General features: G+C 64.9%; 10 protein-coding genes. All 10 read right to left on the minus strand.

Translation table 11 applies throughout. The features are described from left to right. Positions 1–131: 131 nt before the first annotated feature. Entirely contained in the window at positions 132–2,615 is a 2,484-nt protein-coding gene (locus tag G3N94_RS16085; RefSeq protein ID WP_205793510.1) for a TonB-dependent receptor, read from the minus strand. Between the two features lie 119 nt (positions 2,616–2,734). After that, complete coding sequence (locus tag G3N94_RS16090) at positions 2,735–3,676, minus strand: ABC transporter substrate-binding protein (protein WP_205793523.1); 942 nt, start codon at positions 3,674–3,676, stop codon at positions 2,735–2,737. Positions 3,677–3,845: 169 nt separating this feature from the next. Beyond that, positions 3,846–5,384, minus strand: a complete 1,539-nt coding sequence (locus G3N94_RS16095) for an MFS transporter (protein ID WP_205793511.1) — start codon at positions 5,382–5,384, stop codon at positions 3,846–3,848. A gap of 4 nt (positions 5,385–5,388) precedes the next feature. Next, the gene (locus tag G3N94_RS16100; protein WP_205793512.1) at positions 5,389–5,934 is read right to left on the minus strand and encodes a GNAT family N-acetyltransferase; all 546 of its coding nucleotides are present in this window, start codon (positions 5,932–5,934) and stop codon (positions 5,389–5,391) included. A gap of 211 nt (positions 5,935–6,145) precedes the next feature. After that, positions 6,146–9,361, minus strand: a complete 3,216-nt coding sequence (locus G3N94_RS16105) for a multidrug efflux RND transporter permease subunit (RefSeq protein WP_205793513.1) — start codon at positions 9,359–9,361, stop codon at positions 6,146–6,148. A gap of 7 nt (positions 9,362–9,368) precedes the next feature. Then, complete coding sequence (locus G3N94_RS16110) at positions 9,369–10,985, minus strand: dipeptide ABC transporter ATP-binding protein (protein ID WP_205793514.1); 1,617 nt, start codon at positions 10,983–10,985, stop codon at positions 9,369–9,371. After that, on the minus strand, positions 10,985–12,097 hold the full coding sequence (locus G3N94_RS16115; protein WP_205793515.1) for an ABC transporter permease: 1,113 nt from the start codon (positions 12,095–12,097) through the stop codon (positions 10,985–10,987). Before G3N94_RS16115 ends, G3N94_RS16110 begins: the two co-directional genes overlap by 1 nt. Then, positions 12,051–13,103 (minus strand): ABC transporter permease subunit, encoded by a 1,053-nt coding sequence (locus G3N94_RS16120; protein ID WP_205793516.1) that lies wholly within the window; start codon positions 13,101–13,103, stop codon positions 12,051–12,053. Before G3N94_RS16120 ends, G3N94_RS16115 begins: the two co-directional genes overlap by 47 nt. Positions 13,104–13,115: 12 nt before the next feature. Continuing rightward, entirely contained in the window at positions 13,116–14,963 is a 1,848-nt protein-coding gene (locus G3N94_RS16125) for an extracellular solute-binding protein (RefSeq protein WP_241021878.1), read from the minus strand. Positions 14,964–15,303: 340 nt separating this feature from the next. Beyond that, a partial coding sequence (locus G3N94_RS16130) for a TonB-dependent receptor (RefSeq protein WP_205793517.1) occupies positions 15,304–17,939 on the minus strand: 2,636 nt, incomplete at its 5' end.

Consider the following 17,939-nt stretch of genomic DNA (forward strand, 5'->3'; position numbering starts at 1 on the left):
TAGGCAGACACACCGGATTCGGAAAACCGACGACGGATGCCGCTGAAGCAAAGTCAGGCACAGGACTTCAATTATGAAGAACCCGTGATGCATCCGTTGCGCTCATTTCTGCTATGAATATGAACCGCGAATCAGAACAGATAGCGCGCCCGAAGATAATAAAATCCGCCATTGATACCGATCGTGCTGCCACCGTCATACTGACTGCCTTCCAGCTGCGCTTCATACGGCAGCTTGTTCGGACGAACATCGAACAGGTTCTGCGCACCGGCGGCAATCTCGAACTTCTTGGTCACGTCATAGCGCACTTCGACATCCGTGATATACCGGGCGGCATTCTCGAAGTGAATGAACTGCGAGGTCGAAAACGCGTTCGGACCGACAATGAAGGTCTCCTCGTTCGACGTCTTTCCGTAGCGCGTTTCGTGCAGCGTGACCGCCCACTTGTCGAGACGCCAGGTGCCGCCGATGATGATCTTGTTCTTCGGCGTCGTGGTAGACAGCGACGCGATCTGTTGACCGTTCAGCGACGGCTTGCCGTTCGATCCATCTGCCACGTGCGTGACCGACGTGGTATTCAGGTTCACGCCGAGATCCCAGTCCACCTGACCATACCGACCGAAACTCGTGTGGTAGGTAGCCGCCAGGTCGATCCCTCGGGTCCGCGTATTGGCGCCGTTCGTGAAGTAACTCGCACTGACCGCCGACGCCGGCACCGATCCCGGAACCGTCAGCCCCGCGCCCTGCAGCGCGGCGATCGCCCCGGCACCCGATGCGGTTCCACCCAGAACGATCCGGTTGCGGATATTGATCTGGTACGCATCGATCGACACCTGCAGGTTACGAACGGGATTCAGCACCAGCCCGAAGTTGTAGCTGGTCGATTGTTCGGGCTTCAGTGCCTGGGCGCCGATCAGGCGCGCGCCCGGTGATGTCGTGGCCAGGATACCGCCCACCGATGCGGGCGAGGTGTTCACGCTGGTATAGGATTCCTCCGCCAGCGACGGTGCACGAAAGCCTGTACTCACGCTGCCGCGAACCGCAATGGCCGGCGAGAACTGATAACGGGTGGAGACCTTGCCGTTGGTGGTATCGCCGACGTCGTTGTAGTGCTCGTAACGACCGGCGAGATCCACCTGCCATTTCGGCGTCAGGTAGGTCGACAGATCGATATACGTACCGACCACGTTGCGCGACACATCGCTCGCACTCACCGGCGCCAGCCCCGGCAATGCGGCCGAGCCGCCATCGATCCACGAAGACTGATCGCCATCCCGGATCGTATAGGTTTCGCGACGTTGCTCGACGCCTACCGCGACGTTCAGCGGTGCCGGCAACAGCGGTACGTTGAACGCCCGCGACAGGTCGAGGTTGTTCGTCAGCTGCGTATTGCTGACGGTCGACAGATGGAACTTGCGCGGCGTATATCCTGTTGCTGCAAACAGCCCCGCATTGGCGGAATCACGCATTCCGAACACTTCGTAATCCCCGCCGTAGGTCGTGCTCAGATCCCATGCCCAGCCGAACAGATTCTTGCCCTTGATCCCGGCCGAGATCGAGTAATCGTTCTCGTTGATCGTTTCCACGGGTACGAACCCGTTCGGGTAGACTTTGGGAAGCACCGAAGGCGGACGAAAGTTCTGGTACGCCTCGCCGTTGCGGTGCGCATAAGTACCGAAGCCATACAGCTCCACGTCATCGCCGAGGTAATAGCCGGCATTGAACCCGACCGTCTCGCGCGAACTCGCCGGATCACCGAGGATCGGGTTGTAATAGCCTTGTCCCTGCGGGAACCGGCCGAAATAATCGTCCGGCCCGGTCCGGATCGTATGGTTCTGACGGTCAAATCCGGCACTCAGGTCGAGGAAACCCTTGTCGGCAATATTCAGGCCGATCGTCGCGGAATTGCTCGTCTTGAAACCGTCGCCGGAGTAGGTCTGCCCGTTGGTCGTGTCGAGTTCGCCACCGTGCGAGTTGCGCTTCAGGATAATGTTGATCACGCCGGCGATTGCATCGGAGCCGTACTGCGCGGAAGCACCGTCACGCAGCACCTCGATATGGTCGATCAGACCAACCGGGATGGTGTCGATGTCCGCACCTGTCGCCCCCTGATTCGAACCCGGATCGAGCGTGATGTTCGCGGTCGTATGGCGGCGCTTGCCGTTCACCAGTACCAGCACATGGTCAGGCGTGAGGCCATGCAACGACAGCGTGTCGGTCAGCACGCCGGTATCGCCCGAATATGTGGTCTTGGTAATCGACGGCGACAATGTCACCAGCGCATCGCGCAGATTGGCCTGCCCCGTCGCACGCAGTTGCTCACCCGTCACCACATCGATCGGCGTCAGGCTTTTGCTCGCACGGGTTTCCGTGCGCGAACCCGTGACCACAACGCGGTCCTGAACCCTCACCGAACCCTCCGGCGCCCCCTCCGTCGCTTGTCGAGCTGGCGATGCAGGCACCGCCGAACTGCTCGCGGGCGTCGCCGCGGCAGCAGCGCCGTCGCTCCCTTCCTGTGCCCAAGCCGCTCCATGGAATACGCCTGCTGCGACCGCAACCGATATCACTGTCCTGCGCGTTTTCAGCGAAACCCCTTCACCCCGCGTGTGCTGCATGATTTCTCCGCTCGTTATCAATGGCTGGCCATCCGGAAGATGGCCATACTATTCGCAGTACGTATTGTTTTATGGAAATGGACCCGTGCTCTGGCCCATCTCCAACCAGTCAAGCCAAATCAGAGATCCGGCAGCCCCGGAGGATTGGTCGAGGCCTTGTCGATTGCCTCGCTGCCGAGATTCCAGCGGTCCAGCACCTGGCGGTACTTGCCGTTCTGGATCAGGTCATTGATCACGTAGGTAATGGGGGTAGCGAACCCGCTGCCCTTGCGGGTCGTGACGGCCAATTCGGCCGTACGGGGCCAACCGCCGCTGACCGTGCCGACCGACTTGATCTTCGCGCCCTGGCTCACCTGATAAGCAAGGGCAGTATTGACACTGAAAATCGCATCGGCACGACCCGACACCAAGGCCAGCATCCGCACCGACGGGTCGTCGTAATACTGCACGTGGATCGGCTTCAGGCCATGCGCGACATTGTCCTTGTCCCACGCCAGCAGAATCTTTTCCTGGTTGGTTCCGGAGTCGCCAATGACGCGCAGCCCCGCGATGTCCTTCGGCTCGCGAATCTGCTTGATCGAGCTGCTCTGTGCGACGTAAAAACCCAGCACGTCGCGCCGGTAGGTCGAGAAGTCGAACTTCTGCTTGCGCGCCTCGGTCACGGTCACATTCGACAGCACCGCGTCCACCTTGCCGGACGCGACGGCAAGCGGCCAGTCCTCCCAGGCAAGCGGAACGAGCTTGAGCGTCAGGCCGAGTTCATCCGCAACCAGCTGCGCGAGATCCGGATCAGCCCCGACAACCGTCTTCGCATCCGTCGCGTACGTACTGATCGGCGGATTTGCCACCGCAATACCGACCGTCAGCACACCCTTTTCGACAAACCGGAAATTCCCGGGAATCAACTTGATCGCCGCTGCATCCGGCGTAGCACGGGGTCGGTCGTGCTGATCGGGGCTCAGGTTCAATGACGTCGCTGATTGCGCAATGCCTGCGACTCCGATCGCCACCACGGCAAACGTCCCTGCCAATACCAGATTGATCCTGCGACGACGATTCATCTCGTGATACCCCGAAAAAGTGTTCATCCGATCGTTGTGCCCCGAACGAGCGACCAAGCGACCGATCCGGTTTCAAATAGTGCCGGACAACCATTCACGCGAGAACCAAGTATTTTCCAGATCGTTATTCCCGCAAACCTTAAACAATGAGGATTACATATTGTAAAAATCACGATACGGGATGCCGTGCTCGCCTGCGTATCCAGTCGATACATGCCGCCGCCAATGCGCCGCCGACCAGCGGCAATACGAGCATCAACACATCGGCGAACGCTTCCCGGTATGCGTCCAGCGTCGCCGACGACGATGCTTTCGCGAGGAAAACACCGATCCCCCAGGACATCCCGATCGAACAGGCGAGGCGCTGCGACAACTGCAGAAACCCTGCGGCAAGTCCGCGCCCTTCGTCCTGCCCGATCTCGGCAAGCGTCATCGCCTGATTCGGCGCATGAATCAGGCCGCCCGCAAGCCCCTGCAACAATCCGATCACCGGATAGGAAAGCACGATCCAGCGAGCCGGAAAATATGCAATCGCCATGCCCTGCGCGGCTACAGCGGTCGCATAGATGCCGATTGCGATCGCAATTCCGGCACGACCGAATCGCCCGACGAAACGCCAGCTCCACGCGGCCGATACGACCGAGCCGATCGCTGACGAAATCGACAGTGCGGCAAAAAGCAAAGGGCTGACCTGCAAGCCATCGAGAAAGAACAATGCACTGACCATCCCCAGCGTTACGCCCGCCGCGAACTGGCACATCGCAACGAACGTCCCCAGCACATACTCGCGCGAACGGATCAAGCCGCGTGCCAGGATTGGCGTGCCGCCGCGACGCCGGTACCAGGTTTCCCAGACGGCAAATAGCGGCAACCCGGCAATCGCCACGACGACGCATGTGCTCTGTCGTGGCAACCCGGCGCCCCCGACCAGGGTCGCGAGCATGAGCGCCAGCGCTATGGTGGATAGCAGGATCAACCCGCCCAGGTCGATCGAGAATCGGGCATGCGATAGCCGGTTGCGCGGCAAATGCCGTAGTGCCAGATAAAACACGGCAATGCCAAACGGGGCGTTGACCAGGAACAGTAATCGCCAACCGATATCGGGCGGTGTGGAGGCAAGAACCAGCCCGCCGAGAATCGGCCCGACGAGCCCCGCCAGTCCGCCTGCCGACGCATAGCGTCCGAGTGCCCTGGCTTGCGCCGTCCCCTTGAACAGATCCTGGACCAAGCCGAATATCTGCGTATTGATGATCCCCGCGCCGAGCCCCTGCAGCACGCGCGCGACAATCACCGTCTGCGCACCACCTGCCAGCCCGCCCAGCACGCTGAAGCCCGTAAACATCGCGAGCCCGATGAGAAACAGCAGGCGTCGCCCGATTGCGTCGCCAAGGCGACCGGCAGGAACGAGCGCAACACCAAACGCGATCGAATAAATCGATGTGATCAGCTGGATCTCGGATGTCGACGCATGCAGCCCATCCCTCAGCCTCGGCACCGCAAGTGTGAAGATCGCCTGATCCAGCAGCGTGGTGAAGCCCATCGCGACGCAGATGCCCAGCACGATGTTCGCATTGACGTTCGCGTCATCGGGGAGATCGCGGGCGTCTCGCCGTCGAGCTCGCGTTTCGATCGAGCCCGAAGGTCGCGCCTCGGCAATTGGCCCTGCAACATCATCCAGTGCTGATTCGCGCACTACCTCGCGAGTCATCGGCTCAATCCCGACCGCTCGAATGCGCAAGCGGAACGGGCAGCAGGTATTTTTCGAACAGCACGCCGGGAGGCTGGTCTTCACCAAAATCATGCGACGACAGCAGCGTGTAGCCCGAAGACTGGTAAAGCCCTACCGCTTCAGGCTGACGTGGCCCGGTTCCCAGATGGATGCGTGTGTAGCCTTGCCGTGCGGCCTGCGCTTCGAGCTCGGCCAACACGCGCCGCGCGAGGCCTTGACGACGATGCGCGCGACTGGCCCAGATGCGCTTGAATTCGGCCGTGCCGGGCGTGTGATGACGCATGAAGGCGCCACCTGCGATGGCCACCCCGTCTCTCAACAGAAGCAGAAACGCACCCTGCGGCGGGGAAAAGGCCTCGGCCGGATAGCGTACAAGCTCCTTGCCAAGCTCTTCTTCCGGAATATAAGCGGCGTACCGGCTGCTGTATTCGTATTTCAGCTCATCGAACAGAGGCTGAGCCAGCGGGTCCTTCGCTGATACATAGACAAAACGATCGCCACGCTCCGGCGAAGGTGCGACTTCAGACATCAACCGCCTCCTCATGAACCTTGATCTAAATTCAGAGACGGCAGTTTCGATCAAGTACGGTAGACATCTGAATTCAACGTGGCTACCCGCGACTTATCCCGCCGTATGAAACCACGATTATGAAAATTCACGAGTAGCGCTGCCACCAACAAATACGCAGAACAATATGAGCATTCCGGATAAGGGAAGCGCTGCATGACGCGCATCCCGCCTACTCCCCCACCGCCTCGGCCTCGCACGCGTCGACACCGGGCTCCGCGACACGCGCCCCGCGCCGCCTGCGCTGCCCGAGCGACACGACGATCCGGAACGCAACCGGCGCAAACACGAGCCCGAACACGGTCGCCGTCAGCACGCCGCCGAACGCGCCCGTGCCGATCGAGCGCCGGCTCTCGGCGCCCGCTCCCGTTGCGAGCACGAGCGGGACGACGCCCAGCAGGAACGCCATCGACGTCATCACGATCGGGCGCAAGCGCGCGGCTGCCGCGTCGACGACCGCCTGCCTCGGCGCGACGCCGTGCCGGACCCGGTCGCGCGCGAACTGCACGATCAGGATCGCGTTCTTCGCGGACAGCCCGATCACCGTGATCATCCCGACCTTGAAATAGATATCGTTCGGCATCCCGCGCAGCAGCGCGGCCGCAACCGCGCCGATCACGCCGAGCGGCACGATCGTCAGCACCGAAAGCGGAACCGTCCAGCTCTCGTACAGCGCGGCGAGCGCCATGAACACCGCGAGCACCGACAGCCCGACGAGCAGCGGTGTCTGCCGCGCGGTGGCCTGCTCCTCGCGTGCGGCATCGACCCAGTCATAGCCGACGCCGACCGGCAGCGTCGCCGCGAGTCGCTCGAGCTCGGCCATCGCCGCGCCCGAACTGTAGCCGCTCGCCGCCCGCCCCGTAATGTCGAGCGACGGGTAGCCGTTGTAGCGGCTCAGCATCACGGGGCCGGTCGTCCAGTGCGGCGCGGCGAGCGCCGACAGCGGCACCATGTCGCCAGTCCGGTTCGGCACCATCAGCGTCATCAGCTGCGCATCGGTCGCGCGCGCGGCCGGATCCGCTTCGACGATCACGCGGCGCATCCGGCCCGACGCCGGGAAATCGTCCACGTAGATCGAACCGAACGTGCCGCCGAGCAGGCCTGCGATCCGCTCGAACGGCACGCCGAGCGCGTAGGCCTTCGCGCGGTCGACGTCGAGTTCGATGCGCGGGCCGTCCGGCAGGTCTTCGGAATGCACGGACGCGAGCGCGGGGTCCGCCTTCGCGCGCTCGGCCAGCGCGTCGCGCGCCGCGCGCAGCGCCGCCATTCCGACGCCGCCGCGGTCTTCGAGCCGGAACGTGAAGCCGTCCGCGTGCCCGATGCCGCGCACCGACGGCGGCAGCGACACGTCGACCTCGCCGTCGAGGATCGTGCCGAACGCCGCGTTGAGCCGGTCGCGCAACGCGATCGCGTCGACGTCGCGCTTCGCCCAGTCCCGCAACTCGACGAACGCCATTCCGACGTTCTGCCCGCTGCCGGCAAAGCTCCAGCCGATCACGCTCGTCACGTTCGCGACCGCCGGTTCGGCGCGCAGCACGGCCTCGACGCGCTCGACGACGGCAAGCGTGCGCGTCTGCGTGGCGCCGGCCGGCAACTGGATCATCACCTGCAGCTCACCCTGGTCCTCCACCGGCAGGAAGCCGCCGGGCATCGTCCAGTACAGCAACCCGCACGCGGCCACGAGCGCGATGTAGACGGCAACGGCGATCCCGACGCGCCGCACCGCACGCACGACGATGCGCCGATAGCCGGCCTCGGCGCGCGCGAAGGTTGCGGCAAAGGCCGCCGAGAAGGTCGCCGTGAAGCGCGCCGACAGCCGCGCGCCGAAACCCGTGCGATCGCGCCGCCGGCCGCGCTTGCCTGCGTTCGCGTCGTGCGCATCGTGTGCCAACGGCTTCAGCAGATTCGCACACAGCGCGGGCGTCAGCGACAGCGCCATGAACGACGACACGAGCATCGACGCGATCATCGACACCGCGAACTGCCGGTAGATTCCGCCGACGCTGCCCGGAAAGAACGCCATCGGCACGAACACCGCCGTCAGCACCGCGGTGACGCCGACGATCGCACCGCCGATCCGCCCCATCGCGCGGCGCGTCGCGTCGCGCGGCGACGCGTGCTCCTCTTCCATCGCGCGATGCACGCTCTCGACGACGACGATCGCGTCGTCGACCAGGATGCCGATCGCGAGCACCAGCCCGAACATCGTGAACACGTTGATCGACAGCCCGAATGCCCACATCGCGACGAACGCGCCCATCAGCGTCACCGGAATCACGACCGTCGGCACGAGCGTATACCGCAGGTCGCGCAGGAACAGCCACATCACGCAGAACACCAGCACGACGGCCTCGACGAGCGTCAGCACGACTTCCCGGATCGCGAGCGTCACGAAATGCGCACCGTCGAACGGGATCTCGATGCGAACGCCGGGCGGCAGCGCTTTCGACAGCTCGGCGACGCGCGCGCGGATCGCATTCGACGTTTCGAGCGCGTTGCCGCGCGGGCCGAGCTGGATGCCGACGGTCGCCGCGGGCTTGCCGTTGAGTCGCGAGTAGAACGAATAATCGTCGCGACCGATCTCGACCCGCGCGACGTCGGCCACGCGCACCGTGGAGCCGTCCGGCTTCGACTTGAGCACGATCTGCCCGAACTCGCCAGGCGACGCGAGCTGTCCCTTGACGATTACCGATGCCGTCAGTTGCTGGCCGCTCGCGAACGGCGCGTCGCCGACCGCGCCGGCCGTCACCGTCGCGTTCTGCGTGCCGATCGCCGCGATCACGTCGTCGGCGCCGAGTGCATACTCGCGAAGCTTCACAGGATCGAGCCAGACCCGCAGCGCCTCGCCGGCATCCCACAGCTCGGCCGAGCCGACACCGGGCGCCCGCTTGAGCTCGCGCAGCAGATAGCGGTTCAGGTATTCGCCGAGCTGCGCGGAATCGCGCGTGCCGTCGGCAGACGTCAATGTGACGAGCATCAGGAACGTGTTCGCGGCCTTGAACACGCTGATCCCCTGCTGCACGACCTGCTGCGGCAGCCGCGGTTCGACCTGCTTCAGGCGGTTCTGCACGTCGACCACCGCGAGGTCCGGATCGGTGCCCGGCGAGAACGTCACGTCGATCTCGAGGTTGCCGTGGCCGTCGCTGCTGGTCTCGTAGTAGAGCAGTCCGTCGGCGCCGTCGAGACTCTCTTCGATGATGCTGCCGACGTTGCCGTCGACCGTTTCGGTCGACGCGCCCGGATACGTCGCGGTGATCACGACGCGCGGCGGCGCGAGGCGCGGATACTGCGAAATCGGCAGTTGCGGGATCGCGAGCACGCCCGCGACGACGATCGCGAGCGCGACGATCCATGCAAACACCGGACGGTCGATGAAGAACGACGGCATCGGCGCGCTACCCGGCCCGCTCCGGCGTCAGAATCGACGACGCGAGCAGCGCCCGTGTATACGGATGGGACGGCGCATTCAGCACGTCGAGCGTGTCGCCCTCCTCGACCACGCGCCCCGCCTTCATCACGATCACGCGGTGCGCCATCGCGCGCATCACCGCGAGATCATGCGTAATGAACAGGTAGCTCAGCTGGTACTTCTTCTGCAGATTCGTCAGCAGGCTCAGCACCTGTTGCTGAATCGACACGTCGAGCGCACTGGTCGGCTCGTCCAGCACCAGCAGTTCCGGCTCGACCGCCAGCGCGCGCGCGATCGCGATCCGCTGCCGCTGACCGCCGGAGAATTCGTGCGGATACCGCAGCATCGCTTCCGCCGGCAAGCCGACCTCGTTCAGCAACGCGGCAATCCGCGCGCGCCGCGCGTCGTGGGCCATTTGTGGCTGGTGCACGGCCAGCCCCTCGCCGACGATCTGCTCCACCGTCATGCGCGGCGACAGCGAGCCGAACGGATCCTGGAACACCACCTGCATCCGGCCGTAGAGCGTGCGCCGGCCGCGCGCCGTGCGCAGCGACGCGAGCGGCAGCCCGTCGATGTCGATCCCGCCCGCCGCCGGCCGCTGCAGCCCGAGCACGGCGGACGCCAGCGTCGATTTCCCCGATCCCGATTCGCCGACGATGCCGAGCGTCTCGCCGCGCCGCAGGCTCAGCTTCACGTCGTGTACTGCGCGGAACGCGGTGGATCCGAACACCGCGCGCCACCCCTTCGCGGGCATCTGGTAGTCGACGGCGAGATCCTTCACGTCGAGCAGGCGCGCCGCATCGGCCGCGACGGGCCCGATCGCCCGCCGCGGCGCGCTGTCCAGCAGCCGTTGCGTGTACGGATGCTGCGGATTCGCAAACAGCGCGTCGGTCGTATTCGTCTCCACCAGCACGCCGTGCTGCATCACCGCGACCCGCTGCGCGAAGCGCCGCACGAGGTTCAGGTCGTGCGTGATCAGCATCACGGCCATCCCGCGTGCGGCGGCTTCCTGCTCCTGCAGTTCGATCAGCAGGTCCACGATCTGCTGCCGGACCGTCACGTCGAGCGCCGTGGTCGGCTCGTCCGCCAGCAGCAGCCGCGGCCGGCATGCGAGCGCCATCGCGATCATCGCCCGCTGCCGCTGCCCGCCCGACAACTGGTGCGGGTAACTGTCGATCCGCCGCTCCGGCTCCGGAATCCCGGTGCGGCGCAGCAGCTCGATGCCGCGCTCGCGCGCGTCCGACTGCCGCAACCCTTCGTGCAGCCGCAGGCTTTCCGCGATCTGCCGGCCTACCGTGTACAGCGGATTCAGCGCGGTCATCGGCTCCTGGAACACCATCGCGATGTCCGCGCCGCGGATCCCGCGCATCTGCTGCTCCGTCTTCGCGAGCAGGTCGTCGCCGTCGAACAGGATGCGGCCGGTGAGCGTCGCGTGCCGCACCAGCCGCAGGATCGACAGCGCCGTCACGCTCTTGCCCGACCCCGACTCGCCGACAAGCGCGACCCGCTCGCCTCGGCCGATCGACAGGCTGAGGTCCTGCACGGCCATCTTCGTGCCAAAGTGCACCGAGAACCGCTCGATCTCCAGCAACGCGTTCGCCATCACTGTTCCCCACCGTAAGCCGAACCGCGCGCGCGCGTGTCGAGCGCATTGCGCAGCGCATCACCCATGAATGTCAGCAGCAGCAGCGTCGCCACCAGCACCGCGAACGCCGAAATCGAGATCCACCACGCATCGAGGTTGTTCTTGCCCTCCTGCAGCAATTCGCCGAGGCTCGGCGTCGGCGGCTGCACGCCGAGGCCGAGGAAGTCCAGGCTCGTCAGCGACAGGATCGCCGCGCTCATCCGGAACGGCAGGAACGTGATCACGGGCGTCAGGCTGTTCGGCAGCACATGCCGCCACATGATCTGCCAGTTCGAGAGCCCCATCGTACGGGCCGCCTTCACGTAGTCGAGCGCGCGGTTGCGCAGGAACTCCGCACGCACGTAGTCGGACAGCGCGAGCCAGCCGAACATCGACAGCAGGATGAACAGCAGCCACAGCGACGGCTCGAAGATCGATGCGAAGATGATCAGCAGGTACAGGTCGGGCAACGCGCTCCAGACCTCGATCAGCCGCTGCCCGATCAGGTCCGTGCGGCCGCCGTAGAAGCCCTGCACGGCGCCCGCCAGCACCCCGAGCGCGACACCCGACACCGTCAGCGCGAACGCCATCAGCACCGACAGCCGGAATCCGTACAGCAGCCGCGACAGCACGTCGCGGCCGAACTGGTCGGTGCCGAGCCAGTTGCTCGCCGACGGCGGCGCCGGATACGGGCGCGACGCGAAGTAGTCGATCGTGTCGTAGCGGTAGCGGTTCGGCGGATAGATCGCGAAGTTGCCGTTCGCTTCGAGCTTCGCGCGGATATACGGATCGAGGTAGTTGGATTTCGCCGGGAAGTCGCCGCCGAACTGCGTTTCCGGGTAGTCCGTTACGATCGGGAAGAAGTAATGCCCCGCGTAGCGCACCATCAGTGGCCGATCGTTCGACAGCACGCCGGCGCACAGGCTGATCGCGAACAGCGCCGCGAAAATCACGAGGCTCCAGTAGCCGAGCCGTTGCGCGCGAAACCTCAGCCACGTGCGCCGCCAAGGCGACGGCGACGCCGCGCACGCGACGCTCGCGGGATCAGTGGTCCAGGCGGTTGAACTGGATGCGGGGGTCGACGAGGACATAGCAGACGTCAGCGATGAGTTTGGTCAGGAGGCCGATCAGCGTGAACAGGAACAGCGAGCCGAGCACGACCGGGTAGTCGCGGCGGATCACCGAGTCATACGACAGCTGTCCCATGCCATCGAGCGAAAACAGCGTCTCGATCAGCAGGTTGCCGTTCAGGAACGCGCCGACGAACGCAGCCGGCAGCCCCGTGAGCAGCGGGATCGCCGCGTTGCGCAGCACGTGTTTCCACAGCACGTCGCGCTCCGGCGCACCCTTCGCGCGCGCGGTCAGCACGTATTGGCGACCGATCTCTTCGAGGAAGGTGTTCTTCGTCAGGATCGTGACGATCGCGAAATTGCCGACGACCGACGCCGTCACCGGCATCGCGACGTGCCACAGGTAGTCGAGCACCTTGCCGACGAGCGTCAGCTCGTCGAAGTTGTCCGAGGTCAGGCCGCGCATCGGAAACACCTGCCAGAACGTGCCGCCGCCGAACAGCATCAGCAGCAGCACGCCCAGCACGAAGCCGGGAATCGCGTAGCCGGCCAGCACCAGCACGCTCGTGGTGGTGTCGAACCGCGAGCCGTTGCGCACCGCCTTCGCGATGCCGAGCGGCACCGACACGAGATACGTCAGGATCACCGTCCACAAGCCGAGCGTGATCGACACCGGCAGCTTCGAACGAATCACGTCCCACACGCTCCGGTGCGCGTAATACGATTGCCCGAGGTCGAAGCTCGCATAGCTCTTCAGCATCAACACGTAGCGCGCGAGCGGCGGCTTGTCGAAGCCGAACTGCTTCCTGATCTGCTCGATCTGCTGCGGATCGACGCCCTGACTGCCGTGATAGCCGCCACCGCCACCGCTCGCCTCGCCGCCGCGCGATCCGCCGTGGCGCAACTGCATCAACACTTGCTCGACCGGCCCGCCCGGCACGAACTGCGTGACCACGAACGTGATCGTCACGACGCCGATCAGCGTCGGGATCATCAGCAACAGGCGTCTGAGAATATAAGCCAGCATCGCGCCTCCCCGTCATGCGCCCGGACCGGGCTTCTGTGCCGGCCCGCCGCCGGCCGCTCGCTTCACGTACCAGTAGTTCACGATCCAGTCCTCGTATAGATAGGAGTCCGGCACGATCGCCGGATGGCCGAGCGTCGCCTTGTACGCAATGCGTGCGTTCGGCAGGTAGTACTCCGGCACGAGCACGTACAGGTTGATCAGTACGCGGTCGAGCGCGTGCGTGGCCGTCTCGAGATCGTCGAGCGTGTCGGCCGAAAGCGCCGCCCGGATCAGCGCGTCGACCGCCTTCGACTGCACGCCCGGATAGTTCTCCGAGCCCGGCTGCGACGCCGCCGCGCTGCCGAAGCGGCGCGTCAGCTCGGCGCCGGGAATCGTCACGGGCGGATAGATGAACGTCGTCATGTCGTACTGGAAGCTGTCGAGGCGCTTCTGGTACAACGCGCTGTCGATCTCGTGCATGGTTGCCTGGATGCCGAGCGTCGCGAGCGCCTGGATGTATGGCAGGATCAGGCGATCCATGCCCGGCTGGTCGTCGATGATCTCGATCGTCATCGGAGTGCCGTTCGCGTCGCGCAGCGCGTCGTCGCGATAGTGCCAGCCCGCTTGCGCGAGCAGGTCGCGGGCCGCCTTCAGGTTGTCGCGCAGCGAGCCGGGCGGCACCGTCGACGGCTGCCGGACCATCGGGCCGAACACTTCGGCAGGCAGCATGGACCGGTACGGCTCGAGCAGCGCGAGCTCCTTTTCGCTCGGCATCCCTGACGCCGCGAACGGGCTCGCGTCCCAGAAGCTGTTGGTGCGGCGATACTGACCGTAAAACATCATCCGGTTCATCCAGTCGTAATCGAACGCCAGCGCGAGCGCATGCCGCACGCGCACGTCCGCGAACATCGGCTTGCGCAGGTTCATCAGTAAGCCCTGCATCTGCGCGGGGCCGTCCGGGAATTCGCCCTTCTTCAGCATCCCGTTGCGGAAATTCTTGCCGACGTACTTGCGCGCCCATTGGGTCGAGCTGTACTCCATCCGCGCGTCGACGTCGCCGGCCTTGAACGCTTCGAGCTCGGTGTACTGGTCCAGATACAGCTTGAACGACACGCGCGCGAACCGGAACATCCCGCGTCGGGACGGCAGGTGCGCGGCCCAGTAGTGCGGATTGCGCACGTAGGCGATCTGCCTGTCGTTCCTGCGCTGCTCGATCAGGTATGGTCCGCTCGCGATCGGCGGCACGTTCGCGATCTGGTCGAACGGCGGCCGCGTACCATCCGGGCGTCGTCCCCACTTCGGCGAGAATACGGGCAGGTCGCCCGCGATCAGCGCGGCGTCACGCTCCGGGCGCTTGAATTCGAAGCGGATCGTATGGTCGTCGACGACCACCGCGCGCCGGATGACCGAAAACTGCGCGTTGAAGAGCGGCGATGCCTGCGGGCTCGTCAGCGTGTCGAACGAATACTTGACGTCGGCCGCGGTGATCGGGTCGCCGTTCGAAAAGCGCGCGGCGGGATTGACGTGGAACGTCGCGGAATTCCTGTCGGGCGCCACCGTGACGTCGTCCGCGATCAGCGCGTATTCGGACGCGAGTTCGTCCCAGCTGCGCTGCATCAACGTATCGAACATCAGGTTCTGGATGTCCGGCGCGGGCGATCCGCGCACGAGAAACGGATTGAGCGAGTCGTAGCTCTGCGCCTCGTTGTAGTTTTCGAAGTTGAGCGTGCCGTCGTCCGGCGCGTCCGCGTCGGCATAGGCGAAATGCGTGAAATCTGCCGGATACTTCGGCTGACCGTACTGCGCGATCGCCGCCGCCGCGAACGCCACGCGCGGCGCCGCGATACAGGCAGCGAGCGCGGCGCACACGAGCACCGCCATCCGCACGCCTTTCCGCACGCCGTTCCGCACGATCATCAGCCCCTGCCGTATCGGGCCGGTCCTGCCCGACCTGCGCCATCTGAACACGCTCATCGTTCGCCTGCTTGCAATCGCTGCGGTCGTGACCCGCGCGAGGTGAATTCGGGTTGCCGGACGCACACTGCCGGTCCGCCGCGCTTCGGCCGCGCTTTGGCCGGTCTCGTCCCGCTTGCCGCGGAATGTTTCGATGCTACTGCATGCCACGACGCTGCCAGGCAAAAAAGAGGCCGCTCCCAAGGGGTGGGTATCACAGGGATGTGGAGCGGCCCGTCGAAAGCCTGTCAGGTCTGCACGATCACAGTCAGAACTTGTACGTCGCACCGACCTGCGCGAAACGGCCGATATACGTGTACAGCGACGTGTCGTAGCCGCTCTGGCTCAGCGTACCGTTCGCGAAGAGCGGGTCGAACGGCGGCGTGCGGTTGAAGATGTTGTCGATGCCGCCGTAGATCGTCCAGTTCTTGAAGCCCGTGTAGGTCATCATCAGGTTGAACTGGCTGTACGAACCCACCTTGGCCGGCGCCGCCATCAGGTTCTGCGCATACGGGCCCGTGAACTGCCACGTCAGCGCCGTATCGAAGCCGTGGTAGTTCCAGTCCAGCGTCGTATTGCCGCGCCAGCGCGGGAAGCTGCCGCCGAACGGCTGCGTGATCGTGAAGTTGTTGCCCGCGCCGTTGACCGGTGCCGCACCCGGGAAGCCGATCTTGTAGTCCTTGATGTACGCCCAGTCGCCCGACAGCGTGAACGTGCCCGCGCCCTTCACCGGCACCGACTGACGGAACGTCGTTTCAAAGCCGTTCGTATCGAGGTAGCCGAGGTTCTGGTACGGGATCACCTTGTACAACAGCTGCCCCGTCACCGGGTCGGTCGCGATCTGCGACGGCTTGCCCTGGCCGATCACGTTGTCGATGCGGATCTTGTACCAGTCGAAGCCGAAGTCCGTGTAGCGGCTCGGCGACAGCTGGAAGCCGATGTTCAGGTTGCGCGTGCGCTCGGGCGCGAGATTCGGGTTGCCGACGGTGATCGACGTGTAGTTCTGGCCGGTGGCCGGGTCGATCTGGATGCCGAGCGTCTGCGACTTGCTGTCCTCGACGAACGTCGGCGCGCGGAAGCCGCGGTTATACGACGTATACAGCGTGAGGGCCTGGATCGGCTGGTAGCGCAACGCGAAGCGCGGCGAGAATGCACCGCCCACGTCCGTGTAGTGGTCGTAGCGGCCCGACTGGCTGAACGTCAGGTTCTGCAGGATCGGGATGTTGATCTGGTAGTAGATCGCCGCGACATTGCGCTGGCCGTCCACCGTCTCCAGGTTCGGCGTGACGACGGTGCCCTGCATGTATTCCGAACCCGGCGTGAGCATTTCGCTCTGGTGCGTGAACTGCGCACCGAGGCCGAAGCCGACATCACCCGTCGGCAGGTGGAACAGCGTCGGCGTCGACAGCGTCGCGTCGATCGTGTCGAGCTTCGAGATGCCGAGGGTGTTCGCCTCCTGGTACAGGCCGTTGAACGCATTCGGCGTGGCGCTCGGGTTCGCGAAGTTCAGCGTGCCGTTCTGGTAGATGTTGTTCAGCACGTTCACGTTGAGCTGGTTCGTGAACACGTTCGACACCGTGCTCTGCGAATGGCTGACGGACGTTGCCCAGTCCCAGTCGCCGTTCGGCAGCGTGAACGAGCCTTTCACGCCGGTGGCCGCGCGCCAGTAATTGGCCCACGTCTTCTGCGCGACCGTATTCGGGAACGCGTAGGTCAGCGGCGTCGCCGCGCCTGTCGTGTTGTACGGGTTCGACACCGGCACGACCGTGTTGAACGGCGACAGCAGTTGCGTCTGCGGATTCCAGATGAGTGCCGGGTTCTGCGGGTTGCCAATGACGTTGTTCCACAGGCCGTCGTTGGTCGTGGTGGTGTTGTAGCTCTCGAGGAAATCCGCGAACGCCGTCGTCGTGTCGTTGATCTTGAAGTCGCCATGCAGCTTCGCGTTCAGGCGCTCGGTCATCGGCAGGATCGACGTGCTTTCCGCCGTGTTGTACGAGCAGACCGTGCCCGGCAGGCCGGCCGACAGCGAGTTCGGTGCGGCCGGGCGGACCGCCCCGCCAAACGGGCAGCCGCCGTTCAGCGCCTGGGCGCTGCCGTTGGCCAGGTTCCAGTACGACGGTGCGAGCAGCGAGAAACCGCCCGGCCTGGCCGTGAAGTCCTGGTCGCGGGTCGAATCGCGATCGGCCAGCGTGAAGCCGTTGGACTTGTAGTAGCTGGCCGCCACCGTGACGTTGAAGCGATCGGCGTTCAGGTCGCCGAAGCCGCCGAGCACGCCGAACTTGGTCGTGCCATCGCCGTTGCCCGCGTTGATCGCGCTGCCGATGCTGCCGTCGAGCTGCAGGCCGCGGAAGTTGTGCTTCGTGATGATGTTCACCACGCCGCCGATCGCGTCCGAGCCGTATTGCGACACCGCACCGGTCTTCACGATCTCGATGCGCTCGATCGCGTTGAGCGGCAACGTATTGAGGTCGAAGAACGAGTCGACGCTGTTCGAGAAGAACGCGAACGGCGCGACGCGCTGTCCGTCGACCATCACCAGCGTGTACTTTTCGGAGAGGCCGCGCAACGCGATGCCGGCCGCGCCGGCCGCGAAGTTGCCCGACTGGCCTTCGCCCCAGCTGTTCGCCGAGTTTGCCGCGGCATCGCGCAGGAAGTCGGCCACGGTCACCGCGCCGCTGCTCGTGATTTCCTTCGGCGTGATCGTCTGCACCTGGTTGAAGCCGACCTTGTCGGACTGCCGGATCAGCGAACCCGTCACTTCGAATCGCTTGATCTGCGCGACCTTGCCCTGCCCGTCCGCCGCCGGCACGGCAGTCGCCTTCTCGCCCGCGGGCGCTGCCGCGCCGGGTGCGGCGTCGGGCGCCGCGGCATTTGCGCCGGCTGTCCCGCCTGCTGTCGCGCCCG

The sequence above is a fragment of the Burkholderia sp. Ac-20353 genome (genome assembly GCF_017104785.1).
Lineage (GTDB): Bacteria > Pseudomonadota > Gammaproteobacteria > Burkholderiales > Burkholderiaceae > Burkholderia.